This window comes from Alteromonas algae (genome assembly GCF_049117195.1).
Classification (GTDB): Bacteria; Pseudomonadota; Gammaproteobacteria; order Enterobacterales; family Alteromonadaceae; genus Alteromonas.
In genome coordinates, this window is the sequence record NZ_CP185260.1 from 1695557 (window position 1) to 1714477 (window position 18921).

20 protein-coding genes are annotated in these 18921 nt (G+C 45.7%); 13 read left to right on the forward strand and 7 right to left on the reverse strand.

Annotated elements, in window-relative coordinates:
• Window positions 1–29: 29 nt before the first annotated feature.
• Together ACOJRU_RS07675 and ACOJRU_RS07680 are read right to left on the reverse strand one after the other, a co-directional pair.
• Window positions 30–1160 carry a peptidase M14 gene (locus ACOJRU_RS07675; RefSeq protein WP_421134425.1) on the reverse strand — a complete coding sequence of 377 codons (1131 nt, stop codon included), beginning with the start codon at window positions 1158–1160 and terminating at the stop codon, window positions 30–32.
• A 26-nt stretch (window positions 1161–1186) separates the two neighbouring features.
• Window positions 1187–1936 (reverse strand): HesA/MoeB/ThiF family protein, encoded by a 750-nt coding sequence (locus ACOJRU_RS07680; RefSeq protein WP_421134426.1) that lies wholly within the window; start codon window positions 1934–1936, stop codon window positions 1187–1189.
• 122 nt (window positions 1937–2058) lie between these two features.
• On the opposite strand from ACOJRU_RS07680, the gene moaB reads away from it, so the two are divergent.
• From moaB to ACOJRU_RS07715, 7 genes are read left to right on the forward strand one after another with little or no spacing between them, the layout of a single operon-like run.
• Window positions 2059–2565 carry a molybdenum cofactor biosynthesis protein B gene (moaB, locus tag ACOJRU_RS07685; RefSeq protein ID WP_421134427.1) on the forward strand — a complete coding sequence of 169 codons (507 nt, stop codon included), beginning with the start codon at window positions 2059–2061 and terminating at the stop codon, window positions 2563–2565.
• The gene (gene moaC, locus ACOJRU_RS07690; protein ID WP_421134428.1) at window positions 2562–3038 is read left to right on the forward strand and encodes a cyclic pyranopterin monophosphate synthase MoaC; all 477 of its coding nucleotides are present in this window, start codon (window positions 2562–2564) and stop codon (window positions 3036–3038) included. The genes moaB and moaC overlap by 4 nt, the downstream gene beginning before the upstream one ends.
• A gap of 57 nt (window positions 3039–3095) precedes the next feature.
• Window positions 3096–3344, forward strand: a complete 249-nt coding sequence (locus ACOJRU_RS07695) for a MoaD/ThiS family protein (protein ID WP_421134429.1) — start codon at window positions 3096–3098, stop codon at window positions 3342–3344.
• Between the two features lie 44 nt (window positions 3345–3388).
• On the forward strand, window positions 3389–3841 hold the full coding sequence (locus ACOJRU_RS07700) for a molybdenum cofactor biosynthesis protein MoaE (RefSeq protein ID WP_421134742.1): 453 nt from the start codon (window positions 3389–3391) through the stop codon (window positions 3839–3841).
• A gap of 5 nt (window positions 3842–3846) precedes the next feature.
• The gene (modA, locus tag ACOJRU_RS07705) at window positions 3847–4653 is read left to right on the forward strand and encodes a molybdate ABC transporter substrate-binding protein (RefSeq protein ID WP_421134430.1); all 807 of its coding nucleotides are present in this window, start codon (window positions 3847–3849) and stop codon (window positions 4651–4653) included.
• Window positions 4650–5324 (forward strand): molybdate ABC transporter permease subunit, encoded by a 675-nt coding sequence (gene modB / locus ACOJRU_RS07710; protein WP_421134431.1) that lies wholly within the window; start codon window positions 4650–4652, stop codon window positions 5322–5324. Before modA ends, modB begins: the two co-directional genes overlap by 4 nt.
• Entirely contained in the window at window positions 5321–6406 is a 1086-nt protein-coding gene (locus ACOJRU_RS07715; protein WP_421134432.1) for an ATP-binding cassette domain-containing protein, read from the forward strand. Before modB ends, ACOJRU_RS07715 begins: the two co-directional genes overlap by 4 nt.
• A gap of 49 nt (window positions 6407–6455) precedes the next feature.
• Here ACOJRU_RS07715 and hemN read toward each other — a convergent pair whose 3' ends face one another.
• Window positions 6456–7820 carry an oxygen-independent coproporphyrinogen III oxidase gene (gene hemN, locus ACOJRU_RS07720; protein ID WP_421134433.1) on the reverse strand — a complete coding sequence of 455 codons (1365 nt, stop codon included), beginning with the start codon at window positions 7818–7820 and terminating at the stop codon, window positions 6456–6458.
• Between the two features lie 103 nt (window positions 7821–7923).
• Here hemN and ACOJRU_RS07725 point away from each other — a divergent pair, with 103 nt between their 5' ends.
• Entirely contained in the window at window positions 7924–8748 is an 825-nt protein-coding gene (locus ACOJRU_RS07725; RefSeq protein WP_421134434.1) for an SGNH/GDSL hydrolase family protein, read from the forward strand.
• Window positions 8749–8832: 84 nt separating this feature from the next.
• Window positions 8833–9489 (forward strand): DsbA family oxidoreductase, encoded by a 657-nt coding sequence (locus tag ACOJRU_RS07730; RefSeq protein WP_421134435.1) that lies wholly within the window; start codon window positions 8833–8835, stop codon window positions 9487–9489.
• A gap of 150 nt (window positions 9490–9639) precedes the next feature.
• Here ACOJRU_RS07730 and ACOJRU_RS07735 read toward each other — a convergent pair whose 3' ends face one another.
• On the reverse strand, window positions 9640–12174 hold the full coding sequence (locus tag ACOJRU_RS07735) for a TonB-dependent receptor (RefSeq protein WP_421134436.1): 2535 nt from the start codon (window positions 12172–12174) through the stop codon (window positions 9640–9642).
• Window positions 12175–12448: 274 nt separating this feature from the next.
• Between ACOJRU_RS07735 and ACOJRU_RS07740 the strand changes: the two genes are divergently transcribed.
• Genes ACOJRU_RS07740 through ACOJRU_RS07755 form a run of 4 tightly spaced genes read left to right on the forward strand, consistent with a single transcriptional unit; the run spans window position 12449 to window position 16443 of the window.
• Entirely contained in the window at window positions 12449–13123 is a 675-nt protein-coding gene (locus ACOJRU_RS07740; RefSeq protein WP_421134437.1) for a histidine phosphatase family protein, read from the forward strand.
• Between the two features lie 11 nt (window positions 13124–13134).
• On the forward strand, window positions 13135–14349 hold the full coding sequence (locus ACOJRU_RS07745) for an acyl-CoA dehydrogenase family protein (protein ID WP_421134438.1): 1215 nt from the start codon (window positions 13135–13137) through the stop codon (window positions 14347–14349).
• A gap of 9 nt (window positions 14350–14358) precedes the next feature.
• Window positions 14359–15417, forward strand: a complete 1059-nt coding sequence (locus ACOJRU_RS07750) for a phosphotransferase family protein (protein ID WP_421134439.1) — start codon at window positions 14359–14361, stop codon at window positions 15415–15417.
• 51 nt (window positions 15418–15468) lie between these two features.
• The gene (locus ACOJRU_RS07755) at window positions 15469–16443 is read left to right on the forward strand and encodes an NADPH:quinone oxidoreductase family protein (protein ID WP_421134440.1); all 975 of its coding nucleotides are present in this window, start codon (window positions 15469–15471) and stop codon (window positions 16441–16443) included.
• Window positions 16444–16622: 179 nt separating this feature from the next.
• On the opposite strand, the gene ACOJRU_RS07760 is transcribed toward ACOJRU_RS07755, so the two are convergent.
• The 3 genes from ACOJRU_RS07760 to ACOJRU_RS07770 all read right to left on the reverse strand — a co-directional run bounded on the left by ACOJRU_RS07760 (window position 16623) and on the right by ACOJRU_RS07770 (window position 18751).
• The gene (locus ACOJRU_RS07760; protein WP_421134441.1) at window positions 16623–16889 is read right to left on the reverse strand and encodes a hypothetical protein; all 267 of its coding nucleotides are present in this window, start codon (window positions 16887–16889) and stop codon (window positions 16623–16625) included.
• A 174-nt stretch (window positions 16890–17063) separates the two neighbouring features.
• Complete coding sequence (locus ACOJRU_RS07765) at window positions 17064–17828, reverse strand: SDR family NAD(P)-dependent oxidoreductase (protein WP_421134442.1); 765 nt, start codon at window positions 17826–17828, stop codon at window positions 17064–17066.
• 8 nt (window positions 17829–17836) lie between these two features.
• The gene (locus tag ACOJRU_RS07770) at window positions 17837–18751 is read right to left on the reverse strand and encodes a haloalkane dehalogenase (RefSeq protein WP_421134443.1); all 915 of its coding nucleotides are present in this window, start codon (window positions 18749–18751) and stop codon (window positions 17837–17839) included.
• Window positions 18752–18921 lie beyond the last annotated feature (170 nt).

Consider the following 18921-nt stretch of genomic DNA (forward strand, 5'->3'; position numbering starts at 1 on the left):
TTATGCGCCTTTTTTGGGCAATGGAAGTTTTACTGTGCGGGGGTCAGTTCAATATAATTAGTGAACGCTTTGTAAAGCTGTGTGCCACTTAACACTGACGCCGACGGAAAATGCAGAATGGGGATCAAGTCACATGGCGCATGCAGTACACGGCTTCCATTTTCATTATCTAAATCGTCTATATTGAGCACTTGCGCAAGGGGCGCGCCTTGACTAACACGTTGCCCTGGCTTCGCAATGTATTCAACCATTCCTCCCCAGTCAGTAAATAGCGTTTTATAATCGCTTAACATGACACCCAGACGCTCCATCGAAGCGGGGTGTATTGCACAATTGTGCAAAAGGCCCTTCGCATTTAAATAGCTTAGAATACTGGTCGCATCAATATCGCCCTCAGCGAAGTTGATGACTTCTTGGCTTCCCATTTCCAGCGTAAAAGCTTCTACGTTAAAGGGGATGGTTCGGTCTAAATCATTGGCGATACATTCTTGAAGTGTCCACCATGGACAAAACGTTGCTTCATCGAGTGCGCCGGCGAACACATTAGGAATAAAAATGCAGTGCGGTATATTAAATAACAGGGCGCTCTCTTTTGCATATTCGGGAATGTAAATGTGACGAGTAGACACAGGGCCGTTGTGTAAATCTAAAACAAAATCTGCATTTACCGCTATTTGTTGAAGTTTCAAATTAAGCTGTTGAGCTAACCCTAAGCCCCAAGGCTCATTCAGCTTTTTATCGATGGCGGTTGATAAATACTGTCTGAATCGACGCTTTATACCGTCGATGGACTCTTCTGGTGTCACCGTTTTCGCAAATTGCTTAACAGCGTCTTTGTCGAAAAAATAGCCTCTATTCCAATTGGTACCATTGACAGGGTCAAAACGCCCCAGCGTATACTCGCCAGCCTTTATGTTAGTGCCAATAGGATTACAGTTTGGCACGAGTATAATTTCACCGCATATATCCATGTCTTTCAAACGCTGAATTAAATGGTAAATAACCACATTACCTTGCACTTCAGCGCCATGAATAGAGCTTTGAATATAAACCGTTGGGCCAGGGCGTGCGCCCTTCATGCGATAAATAGGCACGTTCATGTTTCTGCCAGACGCGTTTTGTGCCACTTTGATATGCGTTTTAACAACCTCAGTTGTCATATATGAAAACCTCTGTTCTCTTTAAGTTAGTTATTGTCACAGTGCTTACAGCCAGCAGTGTTGGGTAACGCCCAGCGATGCCAATCATGGGTTAGGCCATCGAACGTAAGTAGAGTGTTTAACGGAACATCACCGACGTTCATGATAACTTGCATGGCTAACATGGCTTGATACGTACCGATTATATTCACAACGGGTGAAAATATTCCGGCCTCGGTGCAGCTTAGTTCGGGAGATTGAAAAAGCTGACGCAGGCAGCCGTAGCATTTACTTTTTCCCGGCAACCCTACAAAAATTTGCCCCTCAAAACGAATGGCCGAACCGGTCACTAACGCTGTTTTATGTTTAAAACATAGTGCATTGATCGTATCTTTTGCGTTGACATTATCGGTACAGTCAAGCACTACATGTGCGCTTTCAATAAGGTTTGCGTCCGTTTCACTGAAGGGTTTCTCGATGGTTTTGATATGACAGGCACTGTTAAGCGCACATAGGCGCTTTTGTGCCGCCGCTGCTTTATTTGTACCGATATCTTGTTCACTAAACAGCGTTTGCCTTGGCAAGTTGGTATTGTCGACTGTGTCAAAATCGACCAATACAAGGTTTCCGATACCGCTGGCGCATAAGCTGGTTGCTGCAGCACTTCCAAGCCCACCCATGCCAATGATGACAACGGTCGCGTTGAGTAAGGCTTCCTGACCGCTCAGGTCTATGCGAGGAAGCACGATATGACGGTTATAACGCATAGCGTCGTGATAAGATAAGGTTTTGGTCATAGGTTATGACAGTTAGTTATTGAATTCATGGCATACACCCTTATAAAGTGGTGTCCAATAAAAATTATGCGTGTACTTTATCAAAGTCAGCGCGAATGTCGCAGTTCAAATTAGGATTTTATATGTCTGTAGTTAGCCAGCCTTTAAACATTGCCGTTCTCACCATCTCTGATACCCGTACGCTTGATAATGACAAGTCTGGTGACTACCTATCCGAAGCGTTGACAACAGCAGGTCATGCGCTTTATGCGCGCAGCCTTGTTAAAGACGACATCTATGCGCAGCGTGCTATCGTTTCGAATTGGGTAGCAGATGCGAATATTCACGCCATCCTGATCACTGGCGGAACCGGGTTTACTCACAGAGATTCGACACCTGAGGCCATCAGTGTACTGTTTGACAAAGAAGTCGATGGTTTTGGCGAGTTGTTTCGCCACGTGAGTTATGAAGAAATTGGTACATCAACGATTCAATCGCGCGCGCTTGCAGGCTTTGCTAATAATACGGTTATTTTTTGCTTGCCCGGTTCAACAGGTGCGTGTCGCACGGCGTGGGAAAAGATTATTGCTAGCCAATTAGATGCCGATTTTAGGCCGTGTAACTTTGTAAAGCACTTGGTGACAGCATGAGTACCTTTAGTCACTTAAATGTAGGCGGAGAGGCCAACATGGTTGATGTGAGTGATAAGGCTGTGACCGTACGTGAAGCCACTGCGCAAGGGTATTTATACGTGGATAGCGCTGTTATCTCGCAAATTAGTGAAGAAAAAATCGCGAAAGGCGATGTGTTTGCCGTGGCGAGGATAGCGGGTATCCAAGGGGCGAAACGTTGTAGTGACCTGATCCCTCTTTGCCATCCTCTAGCCTTGTCAAAAGTAGATATAAAATTTGATATCGATAAGGAATCCAGCCGGATTAAGGCGGAATGTTATTGTAAACTAAGCGGAAAAACCGGTGTGGAAATGGAAGCACTTACCGGTGTGAATATTGCGTTACTGACCTTGTTTGATATGTGCAAAGCCATTGACCCTGCGATGCGCATTGAAAATGTTCGTGTGGTCGAAAAAAAAGGCGGTAAAACGGGGCATTGGCAACAGGCCTAACTTAGTTACAGTAAGTAAGAATATACAACTGGCTACGATATAAGATTAAGCAATAACATGCAGATTACCATTAAAACATTTGCCCAAACCCGCGAGGTAAGCGGCTGCTCGTCGTTAGCGTTAGACGTTGAAAACAACTGCACGGTTGCCGATGTTATTACGCATTTAAAACAGCGTAGCGAAAGCTGGGCCAACGCATTGGAAAGTGATGTGTTAACGGCTCGCAATCAAACATTGTGCGCCCAGGATACTGTGGTATCGGAAAATGATGAAATCGCTTTTTTCCCCCCAGTAACAGGGGGGTGAATGTGTTTATATCAATTCAAGAAGGTGACTTTTCCCCTCATGATTTGCACCAGCAACTGTATGCGTTAGCAAATAAAAAACACGAGGGTAACACGGGGGCAATCGTCACGTTTACTGGACTAGTGAGAGACGCCAACCCATCTGGAGACATCGAGGGAATAGAGTTAGAGCACTATCCTGGAATGACTGAAAAGGCACTGCGGCTACTCATTCAAGACGCAATGCAGCGTTTTTCACTAAACAGCGCCGGCGCCGTGCATCGGGTCGGGCGTTTGTATAATAACGAACAGATTGTATGGGTTGGCTGCGCCGCCCCCCATCGTCGCGCTGCATTTGATGGTGCATGCTTTATTATGGATATGCTGAAGCAGTCTGTTCCGCTTTGGAAAAAGGAATTTGTCGGTAGTGAATCCACATGGGTAGAAGCGAAAGCAAGTGACGACCATGCGGCGATGAAGTGGATGCAGCAGTCATCTCATGCGGCTGATAACGGGTGATACTAATGAAACGCTCATCTGCTTTGTTAGCCGTTGTTGTTAGTAGTCTTATTACGTTCGTCGCGAATGCACAACCCACGTTACGTATAGCCGTTGCCGCAAATTTTTCATCTGCACTTAAAAGCATCGCTGTGCAGTATACGAAAGACACCGGGCAGGCCATCAGTATTACGGTATCATCAAGTGGTACCTTGTATGCGCAGTTAACGCATGGTGCAAGGTTTGATATCTTTTTTTCTGCTGATATGGCACGTCCCACAGCACTTGCTGAACAAGGGCGTATAGCGAGTGATGATGTGCACGTTTATGCATTAGGTAAATTGGTGTTGGTGTCTAGCCATCCATCGATAACACTTGATACGATAAGTGAAACGCTTAGCAGCAGTGATAAACTGGCTATCGCTAATCCTAAACTTGCTCCCTATGGTGTGGCAGCACAACAAGTGTTACTGGGCGCAAAGCAGTGGGAAAGCTTATCTTCTCGCCTTGTCACGGGAAAAAATGTTTTACAGACCTATCAATTTTTTACCACTGGGAATGCCATGGCAGCCATCGTTGCACAGTCGCTTCTGGATGAAACGACGGTTGATAAAGCTGCAATGTTTACTACTCCCATACCTCAGCATTTTCATGCTCCAATAAAACAGGGCGTAGCAATAACCGCAACCGACGAGCAGTATAAAAGGGCCGCGCACTTTGTCGATTATGTATTATCTGATGCGGTTCAACGTCAGTTGTCTTCTATGGGGTACCAACCCGTTTCTTGTGATATGCACTGCGATAGCACGGCAAACATAATGGTAAAGCAATGATCGAGCAAAGCGTGATTGATGCCATAATACTGACAGTTAAGTTGGCCGCTATTACCAGTCTACTGCTGATTATCGTTACGACACCTTTAGCGTGGTGGTTATCTCGCTGGCATCATGGTGCTAAACCTGCTGTGCTGTCGTTATTATCGCTTCCACTCGTGCTGCCGCCTACGGTACTGGGTTTTTATCTGCTTATCGCGTTCTCTCCTCAATCTATTATCGGCGAAGGGTATGCGGCTGTTACAGGGCAAACCCTAGCGTTTTCTTTTGAAGCGTTGATCATTGGTTCGGTTATCTATTCCTTGCCCTTTGCATTGCAACCGCTTTACAGCGGTTTTATGTCGTTTGATTCACGTTATTTGGATGTCGCACGCTCTATGGGTTACCGACGTTTAGAAACGTTTTTTAGTGTTGTGTTTCCTTTGTGTCGTTCATCGTTTGCAGTGGCGTTTGGCCTAAGTTTTGCGCACACGATTGGCGAATTTGGTGTAGTGCTAATGATTGGTGGAAATATTCCCGGCGAAACACAAGTATTGTCTATTGCCCTCTTTGAACACGTCGAAGCAATGGAGTATGCGATTGCCCATCAAGTCTCCTTGATACTGCTCGCGTTTTCGTTTGTGACATTATTCGGGTTGTATTGGCTGAATAATAAAAAGGGGGCGGTTTGAAGTTTTCACTTGATTTCAAACATCGCGTTGCTGGTCACGGTAGCCTACCTGCCTCGACAAACATGATTGGCGTATCTGGGCCATCAGGAGCGGGTAAGAGTAGTTTAATTAGAGCGTTAGCAGGGTTTGAGCCCGACGCTGTCACATCACTTCATTGGGAGCACAGTGTTACTTTGTCGCCGCGTGTTGGTGTGGTGTTTCAACAACCTATGCTGTTTCCTCATTTAACAGTGAGACAAAACCTTACGTTTGCTCAGAAAAAAGCGACCAAGGCGTTGGATTCGTTTGAGCGTATTATTTCAGCTTGTCATTGTTCGCACCTTCTTGAACAGTCAGTAGCGACCTTATCGGGAGGTGAAGCGCAGCGTGTAGCGATAGCCCGGGCATTATTGAATGGGCCAGACGTCTTATTGCTTGATGAGGCATTAACCGCGCTAGACACACCATTGCGCAGAATGATCCTTCAATACTTAAAGCGTCTAAGTGTCAAAACGGGGTTGATGTGCGTTATCGTGTCGCACGATACTGAGGAGCTAGCGCTGTCGTGCGCATCCATGTTGCATGTGGAAAGTGGCCGTATAGTGTTTACAGGCTCGGTGTCTGAATTTCTATCGTGGCAAATGACAAACGGGCATTTGCAAGCAGCACCTACAGCGACGTTTGCACCCATTTCGTTGCTTAACGGTACGTTGCTTACTAACCCTAAAAGCTTTTTGTACCCATTGAATAGAATAGCCGTTGGCAATACCGTCATTTATGTTTTGCCGGATTCGCCTAACGTAATGTACGCCGATGCGCTTTCAGAGCGCAGCCAGTCCGATGTGACCGTTATGCTCCAAGCAGCTCACGTATCAATAGAGGTTGCGCATGATCAAACAGATACCACGTCATCTATTTTGAATGCGATAGAGGGGATTATTGTTGATATAACCGTCCCCGAAGGTCATGAACACGTTGGCGCTGCTTGGGTGACCTTAAATGCTGATGGCCAGCGCATCACCGCAAGTATCAGTACGTTTTCTTTAGACGCATTAAGCCTTCAGTGCGGAATGAAAGTGCTTGCTCGGTTTAAATGCCAGTAATCGCACATATAGCTAACACATCGCCTTTGCGCCTCTTTGTTAGCTGATATTATATTGAACTGGAATAGCGGTTTACGCAGTGTACGGTATTTAAATACGCATCGAAGCGCGCACAAATGGCCCGGATAAAAATTCGCGCATGTGTTGGTACACGCACCCATTCACTTTTCGTATCGATCATTCCATCTTGTTCTAGGGGGGAGAGTGCTTCTAGTGCCTCAGCAAAGTATCCATCAAAGTTAACATTGAACTTACGCTCTATGGCTCGTTTTTCTACTTTCATATTGCACATCAGTGCCATGATAACGTCACGGCGTATCAAATCGTCTGGCGTCAATGTTAAGCCTTTGTCAGGTGCCGATTGATTGTCGTCAACGCTGGCATAATAGTCACTTAATTTTTTCGCGTTCTGTGTATAGGCATTACCTACTGTACTTATTGACGATACGCCTAGCCCAACTAAATCTGCATCGCCCCGTGTGGTGTAGCCTTGGAAATTTCTGTGTAAATTACCTTGTTGTTTCGCCACGCTGAGTGGATCGCCGCTTCGTGCAAAGTGGTCCATTCCAATCATTTCAAAGCCAGTCAATGTCAAGCTGTCGACAGCCAATGCATGAAGCTTCGCTTTTAACTCAGCAGAGGGAAGAGAATCGGTATCAATTTTTCGCTGTGCGGCAAAGCGTTCAGGCAAGTGAGCGTAGCTGAATAAAGAGATCCTGTCTGGAGACATGGCTTTTGCTGCAACCAACGTGGTTTGGAAAGACTCTAAGGTTTGACAGGGAAGGCCATAAATTAGGTCGAGATTAATAGAGGTAAACCCTACAGTTCGTGCGTGAAATACTAAATTAGCAATGTTGGCAGTGCTTTGCACACGATTGATAGCGTACTGCACGTCATAGTTCGTATCTTGAACCCCGAAACTTAATCTTGTGTACCCTAAGTTTGCAAGGTTGTCTAAATACTGGGTATCGACATTTCGTGGATCAAGCTCAATGGAACACTCGGTTTCATCAGTAAAGTGAAAATGCTTTTTTAGGATATGCATCAAGAAAGCGTGTTGTACGTTATTTAAAAAGCTGGGTGAGCCACCGCCTAAATGCACCGCAATGACTTTTTTATCTTTGAATAACGCTTTTTTTGTCAGCATTTCACGTTCAAGATAGTCTAGGTAGCGGTCTGCTTTTTCGTTATGTCGTGTGACAATCTTGTTGCAACCGCAGTAGTAACAAAGGGTCTCACAAAATGGAATGTGTACATACAGACTGATTTCGTCGGCCAAGGAGGCTGTTGCAGCGCGTATTAACACCGTGTCGTCTACCTCAGCAAACTTTAGTGCAGTAGGATAAGACGTATAACGTGGCGCTTGTTGCGTGTATTTTTTTACTGATGCATCTACAGTAGGTGAAATAATCATGATGTGTTTCATTGTAGGTCGAATATGCACACAATGACGTTGTGAAAACGTCGCGCATTGTTATTTTGTACTTGAATAATAGCGTTTCTAAAGAGGGGGTTTATTGATCTCGTTCAAACTATTCACACAAACTATCAAAATTATCGTGATAATTGCTGCATTACCCTTGCTAGTGGTACAGGCAGTTTGGGTGAAAATGCGTGTTATTAGGTTGCCTGAGCCGGAAGGCGAGAGAGAATCTGTAGTACTAGATGCCTCATATAACGACGACGCGGTAACGTTGCTTGTACTGGGTGACTCAGCGGCCGCAGGCGTTGGGGTAAATACGCAAGAGCACGCACTGTTTGGACAGTTACTTAGCCAACTCTCGCTAAAAACACATGTTACAGGAACGCTTATAGCAAAAACCGGCAATACCAGTGAGATGTTATTGTCAGACGTGACACAATTAATACAGCACTTCCATGTTGCCATCATTTCAATAGGCGTAAACGATGTAACTAAGTTAGTTTCAGTTGCGTCATGGCGACAAAATATTGAAGCAATATATTGTCACTTGGTCGAGCAGTGTCAATGTCAACACATCGTGTTTACTGCGTTGCCGCCCATGCATAACTTTCCCGCATTACCGCAGCCACTTCGTAGTGTATTGGGCCAGCGCGCAAAGCGATTAAATCATGAATTGACAAATATTGGGCAAGCGCACAGCAAGATGCACATTATGGCGATTTCCATACCCCAAGAAACCGTTGTGGGCGTTAGTGAAAAGCGGCGCGTTCAAGCGCCTATAATGCATACCGCGTCGTTTATGGCTGTTGATGGTTTTCATCCCGGTAAAAAAGGCTACGCGTTGTGGGCTAAGGAAGTCTCATCGCTGTTAATAGCGCGTTTGTCTCATAATGACGGTGACAAGGACGAGCGGACTTGAGAATGCCGCACTTGCCCTTACTAACAAGGCATGTGAGTAAAGCCGTTGCGTGAAACCGTCAGTTAGACAACAAAAGGAATAACGATGAAAAAAGTAACCATAGATATGGTGTCTGATATAGTGTGCCCATGGTGTATTGTAGGGTATAAGCGTCTTCAACAAGCGGCAGCGCTGCTTGATGACATTGATATCACTGTTAATTTTCATCCGTTCGAACTTAATCCATCGATGCCGGAAGATGGTCAAAACTTACGTGAGCATGTCATGGAAAAATACGGGATTAGTGAGGCGCAAAGTAAGCAAGCAAGAGCACAGCTCATCCAAGCCGGCGAAGAGGTTGGTTTTAGCTTTAATTACGCAGACGATACACGCATGGTTAATACGTTTAAGGCGCATCAACTGCTGCACTATGCCCGTACAGAAGGAAAAGAAGAGCAACTCAAGTTGCGGTTATTCTCTGCATTTTTTAGTGAAAGTAAAAATATAAACGCCATTGATATACTTATCGAAGAAGCTGACGCTGTGGGATTAGATATCGAAAAGGCAAAAAACGCACTCGAAAGCGGTCAATATGCCGATGTTGTGCGAGCCGAAGAGAACAGGTGGATGCAAATGGGTATTCAGAGCGTGCCTACCTTTGTTATCGGAGACCAGGGTATAGCGGGCGCCCAGCCACCAGAAACGCTAGCAAACTTTATTCGTGAATCGGTTCAGTCATTAAACACTGCGGCTGAAAACTAGCCTACGATGTCGACATCAATTGATTATACCGGTGAGGTGCAGCGCCATGCGGTTATGCGGTTATGCGTGGCGAGAAGTAAACACAACCCGCCCGATTGGCAACAGGGAAAGACGTAGGGCGTCAAAGCGCCCTATACATTGTGGATGTGCTTAAAAACGTTTGGTCAGCTGTACGCCATACGTTCGCGGTGCACCCGGATAAGCCATGATCTTTCCTTCCTGAACCGGGACATCGAAACCACTTTTGGCAACATATTCTTCGTTAAGTGCGTTACGAACCCATAAGGCTACGTCGGTTTCAATATCATCCAAAGTAAATGTGAGCCTTGCATTAACGAGTTCAAACGACCCTGCGTATTTGTAAGGGTCGTTGGCATCATCGAGAAACACATTGCCTGTGTATTGATAATCAATGCTGGCGTTCGCGTCAATGGTACCAAGGGTAAAGTAGTGGGTGAGCATAACTGCTGCGCTATTTTGCGGTTCAAAACCCACCCTGTCGCCATCCCGTGCACAAAATGGATCAGACGGCGAGGCGCGTCCTGGATCATCAATACCCGTATGCCATGTGTACGCAACCCAACAGGTGCCTTGTTTGAATTTGTTGAAATGCGCCAATGTCCTGGCGGCATTTACGTTAAGCGTAGTGTTCGATGTCATTAGCCATGTTGCTTCGACTTCAAGCCCCTTAACGTTAATATCTCCGGCGTTTTGCAAATTAAAGCCGGTACCGGTGAATGTGGTTGCTTGGAAGTCGCTGATAGTTGTGTAATGGGCACTGGCGTTTATCCTCAGCCCATTTTGTGGCCACTCTTTTTTGATACCTATTTCAGCGCTTCTTGATTTTTCGGCATTAAATAGTGGGCTTAATTGAGGCGATATCCGGTCAGTATTCGTACCGCCAGCTTTAAACCCAGTCGCGAAGCTCGTGTAAAGTAACGTGCTGCTATCATGCTGGTAAGCAAGCTTAACTGTGCCCGTAATTTGGCTATCGCTGCGTGTTTCATTCATGTCGGGGCGCGGAAGTACTGCCGCAGAACCTAAAAAGAAATAACCCCAACCAGGCTGTTGAAATGGTGCAATTGCGTTTAACGCTTGTTGCGATGGTAGTGTATTTACGACAAGTGCGCTGCCTATGTCGTTTAACCCAGCAAGTGCAGCTTGTACGTTAGGCCAGTTGTTTACATCTTTCTCCAAGCCATTTATGCCAGGTCCAGCTTCGTTGTATTGACCAATGATGGATTTATCTTCATTGGTATACCGAAGCCCGGTAGTCAGGGTTAGCGTGTCAGACACAAACCAATCAGCCTGTGCAAATACAGCGATACTGTCTTGTTCTTGGTATGCTGTGTGTGCAAATGCGGTATTGCTAGGTGCCGATGCTGCCGCCGGTGCGATAAGGCCGTTGGTTAATGCACTAAAGGTATTGATAGCGTCAGCTAGGGGGTGTAAATCAGAGGCGATGACATCGAAAAATGTCTGGAACTGAGATTGAGTAGTGGTATCGAACGCGAGGTTGAGATTCTGGCTAAAGTAATAGGCACCCGCGATAGCGCGCATTGCCTTGGAGGTATAATGTAACTGAACCTCTTGAGAGAACGATTGTTGCTGCGCGTTATTCGTTGCAGTAAGTAATTCAGCGTTTGAAAAATCAGTATCAACACTGTCAAGGCTATCAAACGCTCTAAATGCAGAGATACTGGTAAAGCGCCAATGCTGATCTAGGTTTACCTCGAGTTGCGCAGACGCGCCTTTGTCTGTCATTTCAGATAGCGGTGACTGAGAGAGCGAGGTATTGTAGTTATAAAAATTCTCTTTTGAATAAATGGTGGTATTAAATAGCGGGGACGCTAATAAGCTATCTGTACCTAATTTATTTGGGATGGCATTCGCACTAAGATTATTTTGGTATGTTAGCGCACCGCAGCAACGCTCTTTAAGCTCACCATAGTCAGCGATAATACGCACACTAATGTCGCGTGTTGGTGTGTAAAGCCATTGCACCTTCACCCCAGACCGGTCGCGATTATTTAGGCTTTCTTGCGTTTCTTCATTGGTAATGAAGCCATCGCCATCACTTTTGAAACCAGAAATTCGCATGGCCAGCACATCGTCAATAACAGACACTGATGTGGCACCACTTACTCTTATCAAATCTTGATTGCCTGCGAGTAACGAAACAAAGCCGTTCGGGCCATCGTGAGAAGGCGCCACAGAGGTTATGGTCATTGCACCTGCTGCGGTATTTTTGCCGAACAATGTTCCTTGCGGCCCGCGCAGTATTTCAAGTGATTCAATGTCGACAAGATCGTTAATTAAGGCATTTTGTCGTGAGCGATAAACGCCATCTACGTACAGACCTACCGACGATTCGAATCCGAAGTTTTGCGAGGAGGTGCCAATGCCACGAATAGAAAAACCCGAATTTGTTACGCTTTGGTTCTGAAATGCACTGAACGCAGGAACGTAGTTTTGTAAGTCGAACACGTCACGAGACACCGTGTTGATAATGTCATTACCCGACAACGCCGTAACGGATACTGGAACATCCTGAAGATTTTGCTGTGTTTTTTGGGCGGTAATGATAATACGTTCTAATTCTTTTTCTTCACTCGCTACGTGGGGGGGAAGTGCAAGTGCGAGAGATGCCACGATAATGCGAGAGGCAAAGGGAAAAGTTGTCATTATTGTTTTGTTCCATAAATCAGATAACTACCGCGATAATCGTACTGCGGTGCAAAGGCGGACAAGAGGCCCTAACGTTGTTGTATATACACTGGAAACCTAATGCGTTTCGTGTTGTTACGATACCGTATATTGGCGGTGTGCGTCATACCATAATACAGTAACGTATTTTCTTCATAGTTTCACATGATGTATGCCTATTCAAAATATCAATTAAACTTATGGAAGTTCTTTTCTTACCATGGTTAACATACTGATAACAAAAGAACGCAATATGACTGAAATCTATCTCGTTAGGCACGGCCAAGCGTCGTTTGGCAAAGCAAACTATGACAAGTTAAGTGAGCTGGGTATTCAGCAAGCGAAATGGCTAGGCGAGTACTTTTCCCACCGAGATGTAACGTTTGACGATGTGTACATGGGCGAGATGGTAAGACATGATGAGACTATGCAGGGCATTGCCGATGGTCTCGGTGACTTACCCGGTGCAAAAATACACAGCGAGCTGAACGAATTTAATTTCCAAGCGGTCGCAAAAGCCTACCTAGACGCAAACCCTCACGATGCGGTACCAGAAGGTGCTCCTCCGGCAGAATTTTACAGGCTATTGAGAAAAGCGATGCTTGCATGGGCAAGTGACGCATTACCTCATGAATTGCTAGACGAGTCATGGGCAGACTTTGAGCAACGTGCTTTTACTATGCTTCAACATTTGCAACAAAGCGATAAAAAAAGAGTGTTAGTGGTTAGTTCTGGAGGCGCCATATCGATGATGCTAAAGCATATCATTGGGTATAGCGCTCCCATGGTAATCAATATGAACTTACAAATACGAAATGCGAGTTTTTCACAATGCTTCGCAAATAAGCGAGGCGTCCATTTAAATAATTTCAACAGCGTTCCTCACCTGGATGTGATTGACAGGTTACACGCCATTACCTATAGCTAATTGGGGTAGATATGAACTTTGAATATAACGAAAGAACACAAACGCTTTTAGCAAAGCTGAAAGATTTCATGCAACAAGAAGTGTATCCGATAGAAAAAGAATATATCCACGCTGTAGAAACGTCGAAGGACCGATGGAAGACGCCTGAGATGATGCAAACGCTGAAGCAAAAAGCGCAAGACGCGGGCCTATGGAATTTGTTTCTACCAGAAGAATACAAACCTTATGGCGCTGGTTTAACCAATGCTGAGTATGCCCCACTTTGTGAAGAGATGGGAAGGGTGTTGTTCAGCGCTGAAATTTTTAACTGTAGTGCGCCAGATACCGGCAATATGGAAGTATTGGCCAAATACGGAAACGATACACACAAGAAAGAATGGTTAGAGCCGTTGCTAAAAGGGCAAATTCGTTCTGCATTCGCAATGACTGAGCCTGCCGTTGCATCTAGCGACGCGACGAACATCGAAACATCAATAGAACGTGATGGCGATGAATACGTGATTAATGGGCGTAAGTGGTATACCAGCGGTGCGATGAATGAAAACTGCAAGATAATGGTGGTAATGGGTAAAACCGATTTTGATGCACCACGCCATCAGCAGCAGTCGCAAGTTTTAGTTCCGATGAACACGCCAGGGGTAACCGTGGTGCGTCCTATGGCTGCAATGGGGTATTTTGATGAGCCTATCGGCCATGCTGAAGTGTTATTCGAAAATGTCCGTGTGCCTGCTGAAAACTTATTACTCGGTGAAGGCCGAGGATTTGAAATTGCACAGGGGCGTTTAGGGCCAGGTAGAATCCACCACTGCATGCGATTAATTGGATGCGCACAACGTGCACTAGATATGGCTTGTGAGCGTGTAGAGCAGCGCGTTGCATTCGGAAAGCCGCTTAGTAAGCAGCAATCTATTCGAGAAACTATTGCCAAAATGCACTGCGATATTGAACAAGCGCGTTTGCTCACCCTCAAAGCTGCAGACAATATGGATAAATATGGCAATAAAGTGTCTCGCGAAATTATTGCTGCAATCAAAATTGTTGCGCCTACTATGGCCTGCAATGTCATTGATGAAGCCATTCAGATGCACGGTGCCGCGGGTACTAGCCAAGATTACGTGTTGTCTGCGATGTATGCATACGCGCGCACCATCAAGCTAGCAGATGGCCCTGATCAGGTTCATATGATGCAACTTGGACGTAATCTTATTGCGGCTAAAAACGCATAAGGAGGTTATGTGACAGTTGAAAATAAACAGTCGCCACACGCGCTAGACTTGCCAACAATCAATAACTATTTGGCTGCTAATTGCGCTGAGGTTGGGGTGGTAGAAAGTGCTGAAAAGTTTGCAGGTGGTCAATCGAACCCCACCTTTAAATTGGTAACGAATAAGGGGACGTTTGTGCTACGCAGACAGCCCCCTGGTAAGCTTTTGAAATCGGCACATGCAGTGGATAGAGAGTATAAGGTCATCAATGCACTGCAAAATAGCGATGTTCCCGTGCCTAGGGCCTATCACCTTTGTGAAGATGTTGACGTTATCGGAAGCATGTTTTACATAATGGCTTACGTTGAAGGGAATATCTTTTGGAACAGTGCGTTGCCAGAAATTGCGTCTTCAGATACACGAGGCAAGATGTACGGTGAGATGAATCGCGTTCTTGCTGCGCTTCACAACGTAGACGTTGAGCAAGTTGGTTTGGGTGATTACGGCAAACCCGGAAGCTATTTCGAACGTCAGTTGAGCCGTTGGACTAAGCAGTATCGTGCGTCTGAGATTGAGCATATTGAAGAAATTGAACAGCTCATTGGTTATCTTGAAAAAAACCTTCCGGATGACGATGGACAAGTATCGTTGGTACACGGTGACTTTCGTTTAGACAATATGATGTTTGATATGTCTGATACGTCTAATCCCCGTGTTATTGCTGTGCTCGACTGGGAATTGTCTACGCTTGGGCACCCTTACGCCGATTTAGCGTATCAATGCATGCAATTACGGTTACCGTCGGATATCGCTCATGCTGCTGGTTTAGGTGGGCTTGATAGAGATGCATTGGGTATTCCGAATGAAAAAGCCTACATCAAAGACTATTGCGAGCGTCGTGGTATTGATGGCATCGATAACTGGACGTTCTATTTAGCGTTCAGTTTCTTTCGACTGGCAGCAATTGTGCAAGGAGTGGTCAAACGCGCTCATGACGGCAACGCATCAAGCGAAAAAGCCATGCAGCTTGGTGCCATGGTGAAGCCGTTGGCGCAAATAGCCAACCAGACGATACATCAAGACGCTTAACGCGCATTGAGTTAGGCAAGATAGCGTAAACGAAAACAATTAGGATAGGTTATGAAAGCGATTGTATGTGAAGCCTTTGGGCCAATTGAAGACTTACAGTGCAAAGAGATAGCGGATCCCCAGGTAAAGCCGGGGCATGTTATTGTCGATGTACAGGCGGCGGGCGTAAATTTCCCCGATGGACTATTAGTACAAGGCCTGTATCAAATGCAGCCAGATTTCCCCTTCATTCCCGGCAATGAAGTGGCTGGTGTTATAAGTGAAGTGGGGGCGGGGGTCGAGCATGTATCAGTCGGTCAGCGAGTCATTGCTTTGTCTAATCTTGGGGGGTATGCACAAAAAGCGTTAATACCCGCCACACACGTTATGCCATTACCTGATCCTATTCATGTAAATGAAGGAGCGGCATTAGTCACGGCGCACGCTACGGCGCATCATGCGTTAAAGCAACGTGCTAAACTGCAACCTGGGGAAACATTAGTGGTTACTGGAGCCGCAGGCGGAACAGGTCTAGCAGCTGTGCAAATCGGTAAGATTATGGGGGCAAAGGTTATTGCCGTCTGTTCAACCGAAGAGAAGCTAGCACTTGCCAAAGAACATGGCGCTGACATTCTTATTAATTACAAAGAACACGACCTAAAAGATAAGTTAAAAGAAGTGACCGGTGGTAAAGGTGCCGACGTAGTGTATGAATGCGTTGGAGGAGATACGTTCCATGCATGCAGTCGCAGTATGGCATGGGAAGGGCGCTTATTGGTCGTTGGTTTTGCCGGTGGGGAGATACCCAAATTTCCAGTAAACCTATCACTAGTGAAAGGCTATTCAGTTGTTGGTGTATTCTGGGGTTCATTCACTCAGCATGATCCCAAAGGGTTCGCTGATAACATGAAAGAGTTACTTACGTGGTACGTGCAAGGCAAGGTAAAAGTAGTGGTTGATGAAGCACTACCCCTTGAACAGGCGACGAAAGCCATGGCCAAGGTCATGAACCGAGAAGTTAAAGGCAAAATGGTAATTGTGCCTTAAGATACTATTGTCCATTAGCGAGCGGGTCACTGCTTCCCGCTCGTATTTTCATATCACGATAGTGCGTGTGCATACGCATCAATACTTTATTAATAATATGGGTGTGGGTAAACGCAGCGTTATGGGTATGCGAACGTAACGCTAAGAACAGCAACACAACGAACGGGTAAGGTGTTACGTTATTGGGCAGCTTTATTTGTGCTTGGAAGTGCGACGTGGATTAATTGCTGAGTATTTTGAAGATCTTTCGATGGTTTGCGAGATGCAATTGCTGCTGTCAATGCATTACTGCGTAGCGACGTGTTACGCGCTTTCTTAACAACGCTTTGTGATGTAGGTGAGAACAAAGCTTCTGCCGCTTCTGTATTTCCTGAATCAGCCGATGCAAAAGCACTAAGCGTGACAAACGCGACGACAGATGATGCGCGTAAATAACTTATTTTCATTTTTGCACCTCTGCGTTAAGTAAAAAATGAGCGAGGCAGTTATCCACCCCGTTCATCGGCTTTTTGTTTGTTCCCCTCTATTACATCGAAATCGGTGTACTGATACTAGTTGCAGTGCTATACCTAGGTATTAAAAGTTATACCCTAATAACACGTGATGCAGACGCTAGCCTGCTACCACGCCGTGACACCACCATCAATGGCAACCGTTTGGCCGTTCATATAACTGTTACCCGGAGAAAGTATCAGCATCATCGCGTTCACGATTTCTTGCGGTTCACCCAGTCGTTTCATAGGGCTACCAAGTCCTAGCTGCTCACGTGCCTCCGGCGTGTTATAGCCATCAACGTTCAAGATATTAGTAGGGCTATAGAAAGGACATATGGCATTAACACGAACATTCTTTCTGCCATACTCCACAGCCGCTGTTCGCGTGATGCCAGATACGGCGTGTTTTGCTGCAGCATAAGCACCGCCCTTTGGTGCGCCGCCCAAACCCGCTAATGAACTCACATTTAATATGTGACCCTCTTTTTGCCCGAGCATGGCAGGTACTTGGTACTTCATGCCAAACATCACGCCTTTAACATTCACCGCAAATTGTTTGTCGATTATTTCTTCTGTCATTTGATGAAGCGGTGCCGGGGTGTGAGCAATACCTGCATTATTTACCGCAATATCGAGGCGCCCAAATTTAGCCAACGCAACATCAACAAGTTCTTTATTAAGCGCTTCACTTGAAATATCGCCTGTAAGCATCTCAACATCGGTGATGGGCAGTAGTTCATCGGTGATTGCCTGTAACCCTTTGTCATCAATATCCGTTAAGACCAATTTAGCGCCACGCTCTGCGAGTCCTTTTGCTAGTAGTCGACCAAACCCGCTTCCTGCGCCGGTAATTAAAACGATACGATTGGTAAAATCTAGTAATGAGTCCATGGTGCCTCTTATGCTTGGTTAGTATCATTGATAAATTGAATAAGACGTTCAGCGAGTTCCTCACCCTTGTCTTCTTGGACAAAATGCCCGCCCTGGCGAATGATGGTATGAGACATACCGGCACAGCCAGGTATTAGTTTCTGCATTATTGTTTCTCCACCTGCTGTCACTGGGTCACTGTCACTAAATGCGGTTAGAAACGGTTTATTGAACTGCTTAAGTTTTTCCCACGCCTCTCTGTTGGCCTGCGATTCTCTGCTATCAGGACTAGTGGGAACTAACAAGGGAAAGGCTCTTGCGCCCGATTTATATGCTTCACTCGGGAAGGGCGCATCATACGCCTCACGTGTCGCCTCACTTAATGCTTCCACCGTTCCGCTCGCTATTATGTTAGACGTGGGAAATACCGGAACGTCCTGGGAAAACCTGCGCCACGCAGTGAATGCTTCGCTAGGCGTATGGTCGCCAGTCGGTAGCCCCGTATTCGATGCCATTACACCGGAAAATTTGTCTGGGTACTCGGCTACTAACCGTAGCCCGATAAGTCCGCCCCAGTCTTGGCAGAATAACGTTGCAGGTGTCGGTACGCACTCGTGCAACCATTCTTTAACCCAGATTAAATGTCGTGCGTAGGTATAGTCTGATGGGAGAGTAGGTTTGTCTGAACGTCCAAACCCAATAAGATCGGGCACCAATACATTAAAGCCAGCATCAGCAAGCACGGGGATCATTTTTCGATATAGATACGCCCAACTTGGTTCACCATGAAGTAAGACAATAGAGTGACCGTCTTTAGGCCCCACTTGATAATAGGCCATTGACAACTCACTGCCTATTGTATTGGTCACTTGTATATAATGTGGTTCATAAGGAAAATCTTTAATTGAAGAAAAAGCACTTTCTGGTGTTTTTAGCACTTGCATAACACAACCATCCTTTGTGAATTATTTGTTAACTTCTTCACTGCCTGTTAACAAAAGCACTCCGTTTATCCCGTGTCAAACTTTAGTCATGCCGCTAAAAACGTGGTATAGCCTTGAATTTAGTAAGCAAAGCGGGATGTGCGCTAGTATTAAATATTCTGATGAATGTC